The organism is Rhodococcus sp. 66b (genome assembly GCF_002076325.1).
Lineage (GTDB): Bacteria > Actinomycetota > Actinomycetes > Mycobacteriales > Mycobacteriaceae > Rhodococcus_F > Rhodococcus_F erythropolis.
The window spans coordinates 352,884-368,598 of record NZ_MUZB01000004.1; the positions used below are offsets into that span (position 1 = coordinate 352,884).

Annotated in this window: 16 protein-coding genes; 9 read left to right on the forward strand and 7 right to left on the reverse strand. The window is 61.5% G+C overall.

The window, feature by feature from the left end; genetic code table 11:
• The first annotated feature begins 91 nt into the window (after window positions 1-91).
• Together B0E55_RS09775 and B0E55_RS09780 are read left to right on the forward strand one after the other, a co-directional pair.
• Entirely contained in the window at window positions 92-1,297 is a 1,206-nt protein-coding gene (locus B0E55_RS09775) for an enhanced intracellular survival protein Eis (protein ID WP_443216805.1), read from the forward strand.
• Window positions 1,298-1,362: 65 nt separating this feature from the next.
• Window positions 1,363-1,926, forward strand: coding sequence for a GtrA family protein (locus tag B0E55_RS09780; protein WP_003939753.1), 564 nt, complete (start codon window positions 1,363-1,365; stop codon window positions 1,924-1,926).
• Between the two features lie 37 nt (window positions 1,927-1,963).
• On the opposite strand, the gene B0E55_RS09785 is transcribed toward B0E55_RS09780, so the two are convergent.
• The gene (locus B0E55_RS09785; RefSeq protein WP_020909141.1) at window positions 1,964-2,203 is read right to left on the reverse strand and encodes a LuxR C-terminal-related transcriptional regulator; all 240 of its coding nucleotides are present in this window, start codon (window positions 2,201-2,203) and stop codon (window positions 1,964-1,966) included.
• A 210-nt stretch (window positions 2,204-2,413) separates the two neighbouring features.
• Here B0E55_RS09785 and B0E55_RS09790 point away from each other — a divergent pair, with 210 nt between their 5' ends.
• Window positions 2,414-3,676: a TetR/AcrR family transcriptional regulator gene (locus B0E55_RS09790; protein WP_080909624.1), complete on the forward strand. Its 1,263-nt coding sequence runs from the start codon at window positions 2,414-2,416 to the stop codon at window positions 3,674-3,676.
• 12 nt (window positions 3,677-3,688) lie between these two features.
• On the opposite strand, the gene B0E55_RS09795 is transcribed toward B0E55_RS09790, so the two are convergent.
• From B0E55_RS09795 to B0E55_RS09805, 3 genes are read right to left on the reverse strand one after another with little or no spacing between them, the layout of a single operon-like run.
• Window positions 3,689-4,570 (reverse strand): LLM class F420-dependent oxidoreductase, encoded by an 882-nt coding sequence (locus B0E55_RS09795; RefSeq protein WP_080909625.1) that lies wholly within the window; start codon window positions 4,568-4,570, stop codon window positions 3,689-3,691.
• Entirely contained in the window at window positions 4,567-5,397 is an 831-nt protein-coding gene (locus B0E55_RS09800) for an SDR family NAD(P)-dependent oxidoreductase (RefSeq protein ID WP_020970801.1), read from the reverse strand. The genes B0E55_RS09795 and B0E55_RS09800 overlap by 4 nt, the downstream gene beginning before the upstream one ends.
• Window positions 5,394-7,025 (reverse strand): AMP-binding protein, encoded by a 1,632-nt coding sequence (locus B0E55_RS09805; RefSeq protein WP_372588550.1) that lies wholly within the window; start codon window positions 7,023-7,025, stop codon window positions 5,394-5,396. The genes B0E55_RS09800 and B0E55_RS09805 overlap by 4 nt, the downstream gene beginning before the upstream one ends.
• A gap of 254 nt (window positions 7,026-7,279) precedes the next feature.
• Between B0E55_RS09805 and B0E55_RS09810 the strand changes: the two genes are divergently transcribed.
• The 4 genes from B0E55_RS09810 to B0E55_RS09825 are packed head-to-tail and all read left to right on the forward strand — an operon-like array spanning window position 7,280 to window position 10,826.
• The gene (locus B0E55_RS09810) at window positions 7,280-8,941 is read left to right on the forward strand and encodes a class I adenylate-forming enzyme family protein (RefSeq protein WP_003940339.1); all 1,662 of its coding nucleotides are present in this window, start codon (window positions 7,280-7,282) and stop codon (window positions 8,939-8,941) included.
• Complete coding sequence (locus tag B0E55_RS09815) at window positions 8,938-9,408, forward strand: nuclear transport factor 2 family protein (protein WP_070795669.1); 471 nt, start codon at window positions 8,938-8,940, stop codon at window positions 9,406-9,408. Before B0E55_RS09810 ends, B0E55_RS09815 begins: the two co-directional genes overlap by 4 nt.
• A gap of 10 nt (window positions 9,409-9,418) precedes the next feature.
• Window positions 9,419-10,315, forward strand: a complete 897-nt coding sequence (locus tag B0E55_RS09820; RefSeq protein ID WP_080909627.1) for a TIGR03619 family F420-dependent LLM class oxidoreductase — start codon at window positions 9,419-9,421, stop codon at window positions 10,313-10,315.
• Window position 10,316: 1 nt separating this feature from the next.
• Window positions 10,317-10,826: a nuclear transport factor 2 family protein gene (locus B0E55_RS09825; protein ID WP_046379295.1), complete on the forward strand. Its 510-nt coding sequence runs from the start codon at window positions 10,317-10,319 to the stop codon at window positions 10,824-10,826.
• An 8-nt stretch (window positions 10,827-10,834) separates the two neighbouring features.
• On the opposite strand, the gene B0E55_RS32155 is transcribed toward B0E55_RS09825, so the two are convergent.
• Complete coding sequence (locus B0E55_RS32155) at window positions 10,835-11,350, reverse strand: hypothetical protein (RefSeq protein ID WP_229756667.1); 516 nt, start codon at window positions 11,348-11,350, stop codon at window positions 10,835-10,837.
• A gap of 831 nt (window positions 11,351-12,181) precedes the next feature.
• On the opposite strand from B0E55_RS32155, the gene B0E55_RS09835 reads away from it, so the two are divergent.
• Window positions 12,182-13,678 carry an HNH endonuclease signature motif containing protein gene (locus B0E55_RS09835; RefSeq protein WP_080909628.1) on the forward strand — a complete coding sequence of 499 codons (1,497 nt, stop codon included), beginning with the start codon at window positions 12,182-12,184 and terminating at the stop codon, window positions 13,676-13,678.
• Window positions 13,679-13,740: 62 nt separating this feature from the next.
• Here the strand turns inward: B0E55_RS09835 and B0E55_RS09840 are convergent, their stop codons facing one another.
• Complete coding sequence (locus B0E55_RS09840; RefSeq protein WP_080909629.1) at window positions 13,741-13,923, reverse strand: hypothetical protein; 183 nt, start codon at window positions 13,921-13,923, stop codon at window positions 13,741-13,743.
• A gap of 135 nt (window positions 13,924-14,058) precedes the next feature.
• Between B0E55_RS09840 and B0E55_RS09845 the strand changes: the two genes are divergently transcribed.
• Window positions 14,059-14,883, forward strand: a complete 825-nt coding sequence (locus B0E55_RS09845) for a mycofactocin-coupled SDR family oxidoreductase (protein ID WP_021331981.1) — start codon at window positions 14,059-14,061, stop codon at window positions 14,881-14,883.
• A 31-nt stretch (window positions 14,884-14,914) separates the two neighbouring features.
• On the opposite strand, the gene B0E55_RS09850 is transcribed toward B0E55_RS09845, so the two are convergent.
• On the reverse strand, window positions 14,915-15,703 hold the full coding sequence (locus B0E55_RS09850) for an SDR family NAD(P)-dependent oxidoreductase (RefSeq protein ID WP_080909630.1): 789 nt from the start codon (window positions 15,701-15,703) through the stop codon (window positions 14,915-14,917).
• Between the last annotated feature and the right edge of the window lie 12 nt (window positions 15,704-15,715).

Consider the following 15,715-nt stretch of genomic DNA (forward strand, 5'->3'; position numbering starts at 1 on the left):
CCGTCGGGCGGTACCCCTGGGAGCCGGTGCGGAAACGTCAGCCCCGATATTCATGTGCGTCTTCACGCAATCTATGCCAAAGTCGATATACGTGAGCCCCGAAAACAAGATCACCATCCGCACCGCTACCGAGAGCGACTGGCCGGCTCTCCAACTACTCGACTCGGTGGGGTTCGGTTTTCACCCGTCTCCCGCGGTCAGCGAACTGACGAAGGCTCTCTACAAGCCCGAGGACATCATCCTCGCCATCGACGGTGACCTACCCGTCGGCGTGGCCATCGAAATCGACATGGAATTCACCGTGCCCGGCGGACGCCAACTCCCCACGCGCGGAATCACCTGGGTATCCGTCGCCCCGACTCACCGTCGACGTGGCGTCCTACGCTCGATGTTCACTGCACTTCACGCCCACATCGAGTCGACCGGAGCACCACTTGCCGCCCTGACGGCCAGCGAGGCCGGCATCTACAACCGCTTCGGATACGGCCCGGCCACCTTCAGCGAGGGCATCACCCTCGATCGCCGCTTCGCGCGGTTCCGCCCCGAGGTGCCCGACAACGGTGGCGTGTCGATCGTCGACGTCAAAGCTGCCTCGACGCTTCTACCCGAGATCTACGATCGCTGGCGACTGCTGACACCCGGCGCTCAATTGCGTCCGCAACCGCTCTGGGACCATATGTTCGCCGACCCGTCCGAGGATCGTGACGGCGCCTCCGGACTGTTCTTTCTGACACACGCGGACGGATACATCGCTTACCGGCACACGAGCGAGGGCCGCGACAGCATCGCCCGGATCGACGAGTTCGTGACGATCACCGAAGACGCGCACGCGGCGCTGTGGCGCACGATCTGCGGCCTCGACCTCGTCACCCGGATCGAGACACGCCAACATCCTGCCGATCCACTCCGGCTGATGCTGACGGACTACCGCCTTGCCCGAACGACGACGCGCTCCGATCGACTGTGGCTGCGCATCATGGACGTGCCCGCGGCTCTCGAGGCTCGTGAATATGCTGCTGACCTGGACACCGTCATCAAGGTCGAAGATCCGTTCCTGAAGGCCGGCGGAACTTTTGCACTTCAGGTCAAGGGTGGCAAGGCCACCTGTACGGCCACTGACGCGGAGCCCGCGATCACGATGCCCTCTGATGTCCTGAGCAGCTTGTACCTGGGCGAGCACCAGGCCAAGACCTTCGCGGCGGCGCACCGACTCCACGCGTCCGATCCGCGGGAGATCCGGAATTTCGACTTCGCTTTCAACGCAGAGAAGCCCGCAATTCTCGGGTACGGATTCTGATGATCTTGCCGACACGGGCATCGACGATTTGTGCCGTCGGTCGTATTCAGGGTTAGCCTCGAACAATGGCGTTTGTCGAAAAGATGGTCAATAGGCTTCCTGAGCGGGTTCTCGTGCGCGTCCTGCCGCACGCAGAAATGCTCAAGTTCCTGGTGGTCGGCGGCATCGCCTTCATCGTCACCACGGTGCTGTTCTTCGGCATCAAGTGGACGGTTCTGCCTCAGCACCCGGTGACGGCCAACATCCTTGCGGTCCTGATCGCGACGGTTCTGTCTTACGTCCTCAACCGCGAATGGTCGTTTGCTCAGCGCGGTGGTCGACAGCGCCATCACGAGGCCGCTCTGTTCTTCATCGTCGCGGGCATCGGTTTGGCCATCAACCAGGTACCTCTCTGGACCTCCAGGTACGTGTTCCACCTGCGTCAACCCGAGGTGTCGGTGTTGATGGAGAACTTCGCGGACTTCATCAGCGGATCGATCATCGGGACCCTGCTGGCGACGGCCTTCCGCTGGTGGGCCATGCGTCGGTACGTCTTCCCCGAAGAAGCCACCGACAGCCAGGTCGTTCTCGACATCGAAGCGACTCCCGGCACCAAGACGCCGACAACCGACGCCACCGCCCTCGACTGACTTCCCGGATCGACGCACCCGATCGCTCGCGCTTCGATCAGAGTTCGTCGATACCGATCAGCCCGTCCTGAAGGGCCCGTGCAAGCAGCGCCATCTTCGTCGGGGCTGTCCGGCCCACTTCGTCGTACTTCCCTCGAATACGCGCGAGATGCGTATTCACCGTCCCCTCCGCGATGTACAACTCACGGGAGACTTCGGCTTTCGAGTCGCAGCGAATCCAGGTCAACAGCACCTGTACTTCACGTCTACTGAGGCTGGGTGAGTCAGCAGTCTTCATCGGTGGTGTCCCTAACTTCCAGGCTTTTCGCGCGGTCGAACTCCCATGGAAACGGAGCATGGTCGCAGGGTCACTCCGTTTGTTGACTGGGATAACTCTCGAGCGAGAGTGAACACTCTCAGAACACCACTCGAGCAGGCCTTGACCTCGGTAGAGTCTTGTTTGCCCGTTATGTGCGGGAGAGACTGTCGAACGACCGAAGGATCGGCGATGACTGACCGCGACGCCTCCACCATGCAATTCGTCGATGCCGGCGTGACGTCTCTCGTCGATGCTCCTCAGGACGTTCTCGAACGCGGACTTCGGAGCGAACAGGTCGTCAACCAAGCCGGTGCGTCGCAGGCCACGTTCTTTCGCAAGTTCCGAACCAAATCCGAATTCATCGAGGCCGTGATCACCAGCCTCACCGAATCGACCTTGCACAGCGCAGACAAAGTGAAGCAGACCGTGCGCGCACAGCTGGCCGCAAACGACGACGCGCTTCGTCCGACGGTCACCACTCTCGTCAAAGAGGCATTCGACGCAATCGTCAACGACGCGTCGACTGCAAGAAGCCTTCTCTCACACATTTTTGCGGGCTCACACCGGCGAACCTCCACCGCTCTGGAAAACGAATATCGTCGACGCGACGAGCTCGTATCCGCGGCCTACGAGGCCCTTTTCGAGAAAACCGACGCAACACTCCGAAGGCCCTTCACCACCAAGACCTTCGCTGTCACGGTCAACGCGGTGATCGACGGCTTCCGCATTCGTAGCCGCATCAATTCCCGCTCCGTCTCACCCGACATCATGTCCGACGCACTGCTCGCGATACTGGGCGCCGTCGTCGACACGTCCGGCCTTCACCAACACCTCGATGACGTTGTCGGTCCCATCGACCAGCCCGCTGAGCCGCGTCCGCTGCCGCGTGATCCGCGAGCGGCGTTTCTCGCCGCTGCGCGTAGCGAATTCGGCAAGCGCGGATACTTCATGACGCAGATCAACGACATCGCCGACACGGCGGCAGTTCCCCGCGTCGCCGCGAACAAACTATTTCCCACCAAGCCCCACATCTTGGTGGCAGCCCTTCAGAGTCGCGTGGACTCACTGCGAGAAACCGTTGCCGACGACATCCTGATCGGTCTCGGTGACGTCGCGATCATCGAGAACTTCCTACTCCGCTGCGCACAACTAGCCTCTGACGAAACAGAGTTCATGGATGCACTGCTGGTTGCCGTTGCCCACGACACCTACGGCGAGCCCGAGAGCCTGCTCTCGCTCAAAGAGAAACTCAACATTCCCTCGATCATCGCGCCGATTGTGCAGCGCGGCCAGGACAACGGAGCGATGTCGACCATCAGTGCTCCGATGGACATCGCCGCAGGCATCACCAACACCCTCCTACTGAGGTGCTTCACCCGCCGATCGGACAGCCCAGCCGACAACGCTGCCTTCGTCGGCGCGATGGTCCTGAACGGGCTGGCGCATCCCTGATCAGAGAAAGGACTACGCGCCGAGCCCCAGCCGCTTCGAGCATTCAGCCATTTCGTCGATGATCAATTCCAACGACGTGCCACGACGGCTCGAGGACAACACGATTCGATCGGCTCCCAACCCGCGTGCCCACTCGAGTTTCGCTTCGTCGAGCCTGGGCAGTGTCGCACCGAGTACCAGCGATACGTCGGCAGGATCTCGATCTGCCTTCACCGCAGCCGCTTTCATCGCTGCTACGGCCTTGTCGAGATCTTCACCGGCCAGTCCCAGCGGCTGGAAACCATCACCCAACCGGCCTGCTCGCCGAGCAGCAGCGAGACTGTGTCCACCGATGTAGAGCGGAACTCCGGATTCGCGGTGCGGCTTCGGCCAGCTGTACGCACCCTTGAACGAGAAGTAATCGCCGTCGAAATCGACTGCTTCCTTGCCCTCCCAGAGTGAACGCATCACCGCGATGGCCTCATCGGCTACCTTGCCGCGGCGCTCGAAGTCACCGCCGCACGCTTCGATCTCTTCCTTCATCCAGCCCAGACCGAGACAGATGCGCAATCGCCCACCCGAAAGTCGATCCAGCGTCGCCAAGCGCTTGGCAAGCACTACCGGATTGTGGTTGGGAAGCACCAGAACTCCGGTGGACAGACCCAAAGTCGTTGTGGCGCCGGCAACAAATGACAGTAGTTCCAGTGGATCCGGGATGTCACAGTCATCGGGTAGGTGAGATTTTCCGGTCGGAGAGTACGGGTATTCGCTCGCCGTATCCGCGATGACAACCGAGTGCTCTACGGCCGAGATCTCGTCGAAACCCAACGATTCGGCGGCACGGGCGAATTGCAGAATCCAGTCGGGATCTCCACTTCGACCCAATTCGACCGGAACAACTACGCCGAGCTTCATACCGTTTCCTCCAGTGTCGCCATCAATTTCGGACCGTCCACGACGCGACCGAGGAACCGGTCCGCATCCGGATCTGTTGCAAGCCACACCGCAGCAGCGGCGGGCACGGATGCCGGTGTGGCCGCAAATCCGGCTTCCACTATCGCGTCCGCGCCACCACGGGCTTTCCCTGATTCCGTGATGACAAATCCCGGACTCAGGTTGAACGCTTTGACTCCGGCGCCTCGATACTCCGAGTTGATCGCTCCGGCGATACGTCCGAACGACGCCTTCGACGCGGCGTACGACAAACCCCAACCACCCTCGCCGGGAGGCGCAGGCGGATCCAGGGTCGCCGAACCAGATGCGAGGTTGACGACAACCCCGTTGCCGCTCTTGATCATCGACGGCAGTATCACCTGAATCAACGCAAGCTGGTGCAGATAGTTGCCGATCGCCATCGCCTGGGCGTCGTCGATCTCGATGTCGAGCACCCGGTCCATGTTTCCGACCGTCTGTGCGTAGGCGTTGTTCACCAACACGTCGACATGTCCCCACTCCGCCAGCACCCGTTCACCGGCGCCGCGGACGGAGGCCAGATCGAGCAGGTTCATCGGAACGGCCAAGGCGCGCACACCGAAGGACTCGATCTCGGCAACCGTCGTCTCCAGGCTGCCGGGTACCGGAATGACCTGCTCCCCCTGCCTCGTTCGCGGGGCCGCCCGCCCTTCGCCTTCACGAACGGTGCGAGCAGTGATTGCAACGTCGAATCCGGCGCGCGCGAATGCCAGCGCGCACTCACGGCCGATCCCTCGGGAAGCGCCGGTAACCAGCGCAACACCACTCACAGGAACCGCGTGCGGCCGTGAGTCTCGAACTCCTTCTCCAGGTTCACCACGTCAGCTTCGGTCATCAACGTGTATTCGGGAGTGCCGCGGCCCACCCAGTGGAACACTGGTTCGTCGGTCCGCCAGCGGTCGGCTTGAAGTTCACGTTTGAGTACCTTGTTGGAGCCCGTGACGGGCAGATCAGTCGAAACACGAACAAATCGCGGCGCTGCCTTGGTACCCAAATCCGCCTGCGCGGCAAGGTAGGCAGCGAACTCGGCCGGATCGAAATCGGCAAAGTCGGCGACCTCGACAGCTGCCATCACCTGATCGCCCGAACGCGGATCCGGTACCGCGAAGACACCCGTGGCAATCACTTTGGGGTGCCGACGCAGGATGTGCTCGATCATCAAAGCCGAGGTGTTCTCACCGTCGACGCGGATCCAGTCACCCTTACGTCCGGCGAAGTAGATGAACCCGGCCTCGTCGACGTAGCCGAGATCGCCTGTCCAGTACCAACCGTGGCGAATCTTCTCGGCAATTGCGTCTTCGTTCTTGTAGTACCCCTCGAATTTCTTCGATCCGGCCTTGTCGACCATCTCGCCGATGGATTCGTCGGGGTTCAGCACGTGACCGTGCTCGTCGAGAATTGCGCGGGGTCGCTCTTCGCGGGTATCGGGATCGACGATGACGATGTTCTCGCTCGCGGGACGGCCAAGCGCGCCGGCAGGTTGGTTCGGATCGAGCACGACCGAACCGGCACCTTCACTCGAACCGTATCCCTCGAAAAGCTGTGCACCGAAACGTCGGATGAACTCTGCCTTGTCCCCCGGCGACGCCTCGGTCCCGAAGCCGTGCGTGAGGGTGTTCTCGATGTCGTCGGGCAGTTCCGGCGTCGCCATGAGATACCCCAAGGCCTTACCGACGTAGGTGAAATATGTTGCGCCGTAGAACCGAACGTCCGGCATGAATCCCGAGGCGGTGAACTTACGAACGAGGCAGACCGTAGCTCCCTGCGAAAGGGCCGGCGCCCACAGAGCCATCAACGCGTTGCCGTGGAAGAGCGGCATGCAGCAGTAGCAGACGTCGTCGCGGTCGATGTCGTACTTGGCGCAGTTCGCGTAGGCCAACCGCGTCAGACGCCCCTGGCTGCACCGCACCGCCTTGGACATTCCGGTGGTGCCCGAGGTGAAGAGAAGCAAGAACAGCGTCGACGCGTCGACGCCGAGGTCGATCTGAGGCGACTCGACCTGGTGAGCGGAAATCTTGTCCGGGTATGACGCGTCGTCGACCAGAACAAAACGATCTTCGGTCAGTCCGAGGTCAAGGCCGGACAACTTCTCGTAGCCCGCTTTGTCGGTGACGATCAGCTGGCAGTCGACGTACCGAACCTCAGCCTCGAGCTCGGCTCCACGCCTGGTCGGATTGATGCCGACGATCGTGGCTCCGGTCAGGGCCGCGCCGCCGAGCCAGAACAGGAACTCGGGATCGTTCTCCAGAAGTACTCCGATGTGAAACGGTCCAGGCGCGCGAAGCGACTTCGCAAGCGAGCCGCGCGCTGCGCTCTCGCGCACCACCTCGTCCCAGCTCCAGTCCTGCGTCCGCGTCCGCAGACCCAGGTGCTGATCACCGAGACGGTCGATCAACATCTGCGCGACGTCCTCGCGCTGAGGAGCTGCAAGAGCTGCATTCGAAGATGCTTCGGTGGCGGTGTTCGTCATCGTGTCCTGTGTCCTAGTCGATATCGGAATGTCGATTACTCCAACTGCGATACGACTCGAACGTATCGACGCCTCAAAGCCGGAACCGTCCCAGTCTCGCTCAGTGGTAACCGCCGCCACAGATATGATTTTCTCGTGAGATTTTGTGACGTGAAAAGCGCCACAATACGAAAGGCCATTCCATGACTGCCCCCGCAGATCCGCAGTTGCTTCTGGACCAGGCGGTCTCACGCCTCACCGGTCCAGGTGGGCCATTCGAGATCGTCGAAGAAGAGGTTCTCGGCACCATAATGCCCGTGATGAAGAATCGTGGTCACGCCATCGGTGAACTCATCTCGGCATCTCGCGCCTGGGGCGACGGCGACTATCTCGTCACCAGCGATCGTCGAATCTCGTTCACCGAGCACGCCGATTCCGTCGCCGCGCTGGCAACTGCTCTGCGGGACAAGTACGGAGTCCGCAAGGGCGACCGTGTGGGCATCCTCGCTGCCAACACTCCCGAATGGGTCATGACGTTCTTCGCGACGCAGGCGCTCGGCGCGATCGCTGTCGGTCTCAACGGTTGGTGGGTTCCGCGCGAGGTCACCCACGGGATCGAGCTCTCACGTCCGAAGGTTCTGGTCGTGGACGCCAAGCGCGGCGCCGCCCTCCCCGAACTGCCGGCAGACATCACGGTCCTCACCATGGAAGAGGATCTGCCCGCACTCATCGCGGAATATGCAGGCTCCGACGTGCCGAGCACCGACATCGACGAGGACGACCCCGCCGTCATCCTGTTCACCAGCGGTACCAGTGGCCGCCCCAAGGGCGCACTCCACTCGCACCGCAACGTGATGGCCGTCGTCGACTACCACAAATACAGCGACGCGATCGGCGCTGCATTCACCGGCCGTGAGTACGACGCTTCCAAGCCGAGCCCACTGCGTTATCTACTCACCTCCCCGCTCTTCCACATCGCCAGCCTGCACAATCTGGTGGTCCCCCGTCTCGCGACAGGCAGCGCCGTCATCCTGACCGAGGGCGGCTTCGACGTCGACAAGGTGCTCGGGTTGGTCGAACGCGAGCGCGTCACCAACTGGGGTGCTGTCCCCACGATGGCATCGCGGCTACTCGAACACGGCAACATCGCCAAGTACGACGTCTCTTCGTTGACTGCATTCTCGCTGGCATCCGCGCCGTCGTCGCCCGCGTTCAAGGAACGCCTCAAGGAGCAGGTGCCGTTCGCGCGCAATGCTCTGGTCGACAGCTACGGCCTCACCGAATGCAGCACCGCCATTGCGGTCGCCGTCGGCGCCGAACTCGAAGAGTTCCCAGGCACTCTCGGACGTCCGATCATCACCGTCTCGATGGAGATTCGTGATCCCTTCGGCGAGTGGCTGCCGGACGGCATCGAAGGTGAAGTGTGCGTGCGCAGCCCGTTCGTCATGCTCGGATACTGGGAGAACGACGAGGCGACCGAGTCTGCAATTGCACCTGGACGCTGGCTCCGCACCGGCGATTTCGGCGTCATCGAGAACGGACGTCTCCGTCTCACCGGTCGTCGTTCCGACCTGATCCTGCGTGGTGGCGAGAACGTCTACCCCACCGAGATCGAGCAGACGCTCGACGAACACCCCGACGTGATCGAGTGCGCTGTCATCGGCATGCCGCACCCCGACCTCGGCCAGGAAGTGTCCGCCGTGGTTGTACTGCGTCCCGGGGCTGCCACCACGGAGGCGGAGCTGCGCGACTATGCCGCCGAGCGACTTTCCTACTTCAAGGTGCCGTCGAAGTGGCGCATCACCAGCGATCTGTTGCCTCGCAACGCAACCGGCAAGATGGTTCGGCGCGAGATCACCGTATGACCGCGGAGCTGTCACGGATCGTCGCCGAGTCTGCGATCCGTGACCTGCTCTGTGAGTACACGCATCTGATCGATCAGGGCAGATTGCGTGAAGTCGCTGCATTGTTCGCCCAGTCCGACTACGGGCAGTGCGGACCGGACGGGGTTGCCACCACTCTCATTTCGTCCGACGCCGACGCAGTGTTCGCAGCCTGCAGCGGCTTCATTCGGATGTACGGAGATCCGCCGGTTCCACGCACCAAACATCTGCTGACCAACACGCGAATCTCGGTCGACGGTGAATCAGCGACGGCGCTCTCGTACGTAACGGTCATACAAGGTACCGAAGATCTTGCCCTGCAACCTATTTTGTCGGGGCGCTACTTCGATCGCTTCACGTGCATCGACGGGTCGTGGCAGTTCAGCTCGAGGCTCTTCTGTTTGGACAACATGGGCGACATGTCCGCTCATGCCAAGCGGGCACTGTAGAGGAACGACTGTGGAAATCGGTGTCAACGTTTTGGGTCTCGAGGCCCTGTTCGACGGCAAGGTCCGCCCGGTCTTGGACTTCGCCGCGGGTGCAGACCGTGCCGGGATCGATTTGATCTGCACCGGCGACCACCTCGGCTTCAATGCCGACGCTCACGCTCAGCGGGTAGTCGAACACAACTTCCTGTTCCCGTTGGACCACCCTTGGTACGAACCGATTTCATTTCTGTCTTCGATCGCCGCGGTGACGGAACGAGCTCGCCTCGGAGTATCGGTTCTGATCGCCACTGTTCGCCCGGCGGCCCTGCTTGCAAAGCAGGTTGCCACTCTCGACTCATTGTCCGAAGGTCGAACTGTCATGGGTTTCGGCGTTGGATGGCAAGAAGCTGAATACACCGCCACCAACATGCCTTTCGACGCGCGATTCGGGCGCATGGAGGAGACCGTCGCAGCCTGCCGCGAACTGTGGACCAATGCACCGGCCACCTTCAAGGGGCGCGACTTCGCTTTCGAGAACTACCACAGCCTCCCGCTGCCGATCCAACCCCGAATACCGGTGCTCTTCGGTTTCGGACCAAGCCGGCGGAACTTCGACCGCATCGCACGCGTCGCAGACGGCTGGACCGTGAACCCGACCGATCTGGGAACGTTCACCGACAGTGTTGCACTGTTGCGCAACACGTTCGAAGCCCACCAACGTGACCCGGAGTCGGCGCGCGTGCAAGTGTCTGCGGCGCCGGTTCGACGCGACAACGGGTCCGTCGACCTCTCGGCAACCGCAGACAAGGCCCGGGACTGGTTCGCCCGCGGCGCGTCCGTCGTCGTTCTCCGACCCGCCGTATTCGATTGCGCTGCCGAAGAACTACCAGAACTACTCGACTGGATGACCAGCATCAAGGAGGCGTGACATGGACCGGGCACTGCAAGATCTCATCGACAAGCAGGCAATCCGTGAGGTGGTTCTGACGTACTGCCGTGGCATCGACCGCCTCGACTTCGATCTCGTCCGCAGCGCCTACCACCCGGATGCGATCGACCATCACACCGGATTCGACGGCAACATCGACGAGTACATCGCCTGGGTGACACCAAAACTCTCGGCGATCGGCGGCACGATGCATCACATCGGCAACCATCTGGTCGAACTGCACGGCGACCACGCGATCAGCGAGGCGTATTCGATGTCCACACACTGGGGTGGGCCCGAAGGCATCGGGATGATCAACTTCACCAGCGGTGCGCGATTCATCGACCACATGGAGCGTCGCAACGGTCGCTGGGCGATCAAGGAGCGATGGGCCGTACGAGAGTGGACTCGCTCGGACGAGGGCCGCTTCGTCAACCCCGAAGGGCCTGGTCCGCGTGGGCGTCGTGACGCCTCGGATCCTCTGAGCGCACTACGAAGTTCCCTTGAATAACTTGGGGTTCAGTCTTCGAGGTCGAATTCAACTCGCGCTCTCGCGAACAACATGCGGATGTCCTTCCCGAACGTGACTGCTGCCGTTCCCAATGCATTGACCGCTGCGGTCAACGGGTCCGATTCGAGCGCGTCGAAAATCGCATTGAGAGCGTAGGACGGGACATGAATATTCCCGTGATCGAACGGATTGGACTCCGGTTGCGGCGAACGGTCCACTATCTCGACCTTGACTTCCAACTGCACGTTGTCGGTCCCCGCGCCGAATTCCTCCTCGTGTAGGTGTTCGAATGCCGTTGTGCGATTTCCGAAGGGTTCCGGAAGTTGTTGTCCCACATGCATAGCGTTGAGGGCCGGGCGAACCCAGTCCCTGTCGGCCAATCCCGCGTACTCATACGCCTGCACAGCGGCCCAAAACGCGAGTCGACGAAGAGTCGGGACGTTCATGCGGACGACCGCTTCGGCAAGTGGTCGGTCCATACGAGCTATGTCTTTGCCGGACTGGAATCGTTCGAGTTGAGGCATCGGATCTCCTCCCCACTCCTGCCGCTCTCGTTCAGCAGCTTCGGCGCGGAGGTCACTGATTTGCACAAACCTGGACGGCTCGCCGTTCTCGCCGTCAATCGTTATCCATGTCGACTCGATGTCCCGCTGTGCACGAGGAATCGGTTCAGGTATCGGTTCGTCCACCGGAACGCCATATCCCGGCATGTCCCACTGCAGCGATGGCCGCACCTCGTCGCCGCCTGAAGGCCACATACGCACCCGCCAAACATCTCCGGGTTCTGTCGATCCGGGCCAGCCGTAGTTCACAAAACCGCGGCCGGCAATCTCGACCAGATATGACCCCTCCGGTACATCACAGACAATGAACTCCCCACCCGGAGGTGAATCAAAGCTAATTGACCCCTGCGGACCAACCTTCAGAAACGACTCACTGACCTGCTGCCATTTCTGGCGGTCGGATGTGGGTCGGGAGGACCAGACTTCGACCGTTGCATGCATGTCGAAGTTGTTCTGGTGCGGGCTCAGGACAATCACAATTGTGCCGTCACTGTACGCAGGGCGCGAAGCCATCGCGAGTTCGAGCAGGTCCGTTTCCCTCCCGAAACCGTCATCGTCGCCGTATATGTAAAACTGTCCATAGTCCATGAAGAGCACAAGCGACTGTTCACTGAGTTTCACCGCGTTGTCTGCCATATGCCGATACTTACACAGTGGCACGACAACATGTCCGAGTTGCGAATGGACAGGATCCAAAACGCAAGCACAATAAGCATTTCGGCCGATTCGGACTATTCCGACTGATTTGAGAATTCAGTTCATGTCGAACACACATTCGAATAGAATGGATGCATGTTCAACCCGACAACAGAGCTCTTCGGTATCTCAGCGCAGCTGACCGGTACCGAAACTGATTGTGCGCTGGTTGATCTCATGACAGATCTGCACGCATGTGAGGCGATGCTGGTCGAACGCAAGCTCGCTGTGATTGCCGAGTTCTTTTCGCGGCGAAGCTCAGAGCATGCCGCCAGTGGTGCGTGGTCGTCGACCGCACACGAGTTGGCTGAATCGGAAGTCGGTGCGTCACTGACGATGGGCCGCGCGGCTGCAGGCAAGCTGATCGGGTTGGGGTTCTCGTTGAAGACTCGTTTGCATCGCACTCGAGCGGCGATGGCGCGTGGCGAGTTGGATCTGTACCGAGTTGGTTTGATCGATTCCGCGACCGCGAACGTGAAAGACGAATTGATCGACGAAGTGGAACGACTACTGCTCGAGCAGGTTCTCGCCCCACCAGTAGCCGGCGGAACGGGCTTGACGGGAAGGCGACTGACAGCGGCGATCGATCGGATCGTGGCGATGGTGGACCCGGAAGGTATGCGAGAACGTCGACGCCGCGCTCTCACCGATCGCTTCGTCGGGGTCAGCGCTGCCGAGGACGGGATGGCAAAGATCTTGGGAAGCATTCCGGCAGAGCAGGCTCGGGCATTCGACGGCCGACTACGCGAGTTGGCAATGTCGGTATGCCGAAACGACTCTCGAACATACGAGCAGCGACGAGCCGACGCGCTCTTCGAGTTGACCAACGGATCACCGTTCTTGCCGTGCAACTGTGACCGAGATGATTGCCCGCAGGATCGTAGCGGTGGTGTTGTCGTTCGTCGGCCCGTGGTTCACGTCGTGATGACTGATTCCACTCTGCGCGGAGGCGGCGAGCCCGCTCACCTCGACGGGTACGGGGTGATCAGCGCTGAGCATGCTCGCGACATCGCACAAGACGCCGTAATTCGAAACGTCCGAGTACCCGCTGATACCGCCACCGAACAGGTGCCCGGTTCGGCGTACGTCTACCGGCCGGGTTCAGTTCTCGATACCTGGTTGCGGATCATCGCGGGCAGCTGCCAATGGCTGCATTGTGATGTCCCGGCCTGGAATTCCGATCTGGACCACAATGAACCGTTCCATCATGACGACCCCGAACGCGGCGGCAAGACAGTCGAATCGAATATGAGTGCGTTCTGCCGCAACCACCATCGCCTCAAGCATTCCGACCGGTGGCGATTCGCGTCGAACGAGGATCGGACCATGTCGCTGACATCGCCGACCGGGCATTGCTACCGAACACGCCCCGCAGGGTTGATGGCCAGGCCGCATGGCCCGATACCGCCGCAGTGCGGTCGAGATCGGCGGACCCAGGCGGAGAACAAGGCCGCCCGTATCCAGTCCGAACGCAATCGTCAACGCCGACGGATTCAGAGGCAGCTAGAACAACGCGCTCAACGTAAGCGGCGGAAATCACCGCGAGCCCACCGCGAACCCATCGACTACGGGGACGACCCGCCACCGTTCTGAGATACCGAGCGGCGTCGAGGCGCGTCGACGTGTCGCAGGGTCAGGTCGACGTGTCGCAGGGGTCAGTCTGAGGCCGGCTTGGTGTCGTCAGCTCCCGCTGACGGATCGTCTCCAGCAACCGGGTCCGGATCGTCGTCACCAAACGGATCGATGGTGTCGACACCTTCGAGGACGGTCAGCTCTTCTTCAACCTCGGCCAGGAGGCCCTTGGCTTCAGCTTCGAACTTCTTCTCCCAATCGGACATACCGAGCCTCTTCTCTTCCGAAGCGAGTTCCCGCTGTATCTGAACTCAGACTACGTCGCCGGCGACGAGTTTCGCCGTCCCCTCGAGTCAGTACTCATGACCGAGTACTCATGATTCACGACGGACGGAGCACCCATGCCCGGACAGTTGGAAGGCAAAACCGCACTGATCACCGGAGCCGCCCGAGGTCAGGGCCGAAGCCATGCCGTGCGATTGGCGCAGGAGGGTGCGGACATCATTGCACTCGACATCTGCCGCCAGATCGAATCGGTGGCCTACCCGATGGGTACCGCCGAGGATTTGAGGCAGACAACGGCAATGATCGAGGCGGTCGGGCGAAATGTCGTCGCGCGAGAAGTCGACGTTCGCGATTTACCCGCGCTGGGAGCCGCAGTGGCCGAAGGTATCGCAGTGTTGGGCGGCCTCGACATCGTCCTGGCCAACGCCGGTATCGGCATGATGTCCCCGGACATCGACGATGCCCGCGCCTTCCGCGACCAGATGGAGGTCAATCTTTTCGGCGTCTGGAATACCGTCCAGGCCGCAGCGCCCGCGATGATCGAGCAAGGGACAGGCGGCGCAATAGTCCTGACCGGATCAACACTGGGACTTGTCGGCCGCGGAGGTGATGGAACCGGCGGATCCGACGGCTACTGCGCGAGTAAACACGCCATCGTCGGGTTGGGGCGCACGTGGGCGCACTGGCTTGCTCCCCACAACATTCGTGTCAACTCCGTGCATCCGGCGGGAGCGAATACACCGATGGTCGTCAACGATGCCGTCGCGAAACTGTTCGCAGACTCCCCCGCATCGAGCGGAGCCGACGTCGGCAATCTCTTGGACGTCGGGCTGATCGAAGCTTCCGACGTCAGCAACGCGATAGCCTGGTTGGTCTCGGATCAGGCTCGATACGTCACAGGTATCGCGTTGCCGGTCGATGCGGGATTCACGGCCAAATAGACGCCGGATCCTCGAGCCGAATTACTGCCGATCAGTCGACGGTCGGCGCCCACTGCACACCGTTGATATGCCCACCACCGTCGACGAAGAGAGTGTTGCCGGTGACGTAACGGCTGTCGTCGCTCGCCAGGAAGGCCGCAACGGGGCCGATGTCGTCGAGGGGATCGCCGATCCGCCCCATCGGGTTCTGTGCGGCCATCACTGCCGCGTTTTCCGGATTGGCTTCGGCGACACGCTTGTACGCCGCACTCTGCGCACCGGGACAGATGACGTTGCAGTTCACGTGCTTGGGAGCCCACTCGCGGGCAGCAGTGCGAGTCAGTGTTCGCAATGCTTCCTTGGCCGCGTTGTACTGCACCGAGTACATGTGAGCATTCACGCCGTTGAGGCTGCACATGTTGATCACGCGGCCGGTGCCGTGACGCTCGAGTTCCGGCAACGCAGCCTGCATGGCCCAGAAAGCGGCCATCACTGCCATGTCGAAACCGCCGCGCAATTGCTCGTCGGTCATCTTCTCGATCCGAGCGAAACCGAAAGTCCGCCAAGCATTGTTGACCAGGATGTCGAGGCGTCCGAACCGCTCGACGGACTTGTCGACCATGGCAACAACCTGCGCTTTGTCGGTGACGTCGGTCCGGACGAATTCCGCCTCCGCGCCCCATTCGTCCCGCAACCACTGGGTGGTTTCGAGGCCCGCTGCCTCGTCGATCTCGGCAACCAACACCGACGCGCCTTCACGCGCGAACGCGCCTGCCACTCCGCGCCCGATGCCCATCCCGGCACCGGTGACCACTGCTACACGTCCGTCGAGCTTGCCCACTGGGCCCTCCTT

Bases quoted from the DNA above. Each gene is read 5' to 3' on its own strand.
- B0E55_RS09840 (WP_080909629.1), bottom strand. From the start codon at position 13,923: ATGTCCGATTGGGAGAAGAAGTTCGAAGCTGAAGCCAAGGGCCTCCTG.
- B0E55_RS09825 (WP_046379295.1), top strand. From the start codon at position 10,317: ATGGACCGGGCACTGCAAGATCTCATCGACAAGCAGGCAATCCGTGAG.
- B0E55_RS09785 (WP_020909141.1), bottom strand. From the start codon at position 2,203: ATGAAGACTGCTGACTCACCCAGCCTCAGTAGACGTGAAGTACAGGTG.
- B0E55_RS32155 (WP_229756667.1), bottom strand. From the start codon at position 11,350: ATGCCTCAACTCGAACGATTCCAGTCCGGCAAAGACATAGCTCGTATG.
- B0E55_RS09810 (WP_003940339.1), top strand. From the start codon at position 7,280: ATGACTGCCCCCGCAGATCCGCAGTTGCTTCTGGACCAGGCGGTCTCA.
- B0E55_RS09845 (WP_021331981.1), top strand. From the start codon at position 14,059: ATGCCCGGACAGTTGGAAGGCAAAACCGCACTGATCACCGGAGCCGCC.
- B0E55_RS09815 (WP_070795669.1), top strand. From the start codon at position 8,938: ATGACCGCGGAGCTGTCACGGATCGTCGCCGAGTCTGCGATCCGTGAC.
- B0E55_RS09795 (WP_080909625.1), bottom strand. From the start codon at position 4,570: ATGAAGCTCGGCGTAGTTGTTCCGGTCGAATTGGGTCGAAGTGGAGAT.
- B0E55_RS09780 (WP_003939753.1), top strand. From the start codon at position 1,363: ATGGCGTTTGTCGAAAAGATGGTCAATAGGCTTCCTGAGCGGGTTCTC.
- B0E55_RS09805 (WP_372588550.1), bottom strand. From the start codon at position 7,025: ATGTTGATCGACCGTCTCGGTGATCAGCACCTGGGTCTGCGGACGCGG.
- B0E55_RS09835 (WP_080909628.1), top strand. From the start codon at position 12,182: ATGTTCAACCCGACAACAGAGCTCTTCGGTATCTCAGCGCAGCTGACC.
- B0E55_RS09790 (WP_080909624.1), top strand. From the start codon at position 2,414: ATGACTGACCGCGACGCCTCCACCATGCAATTCGTCGATGCCGGCGTG.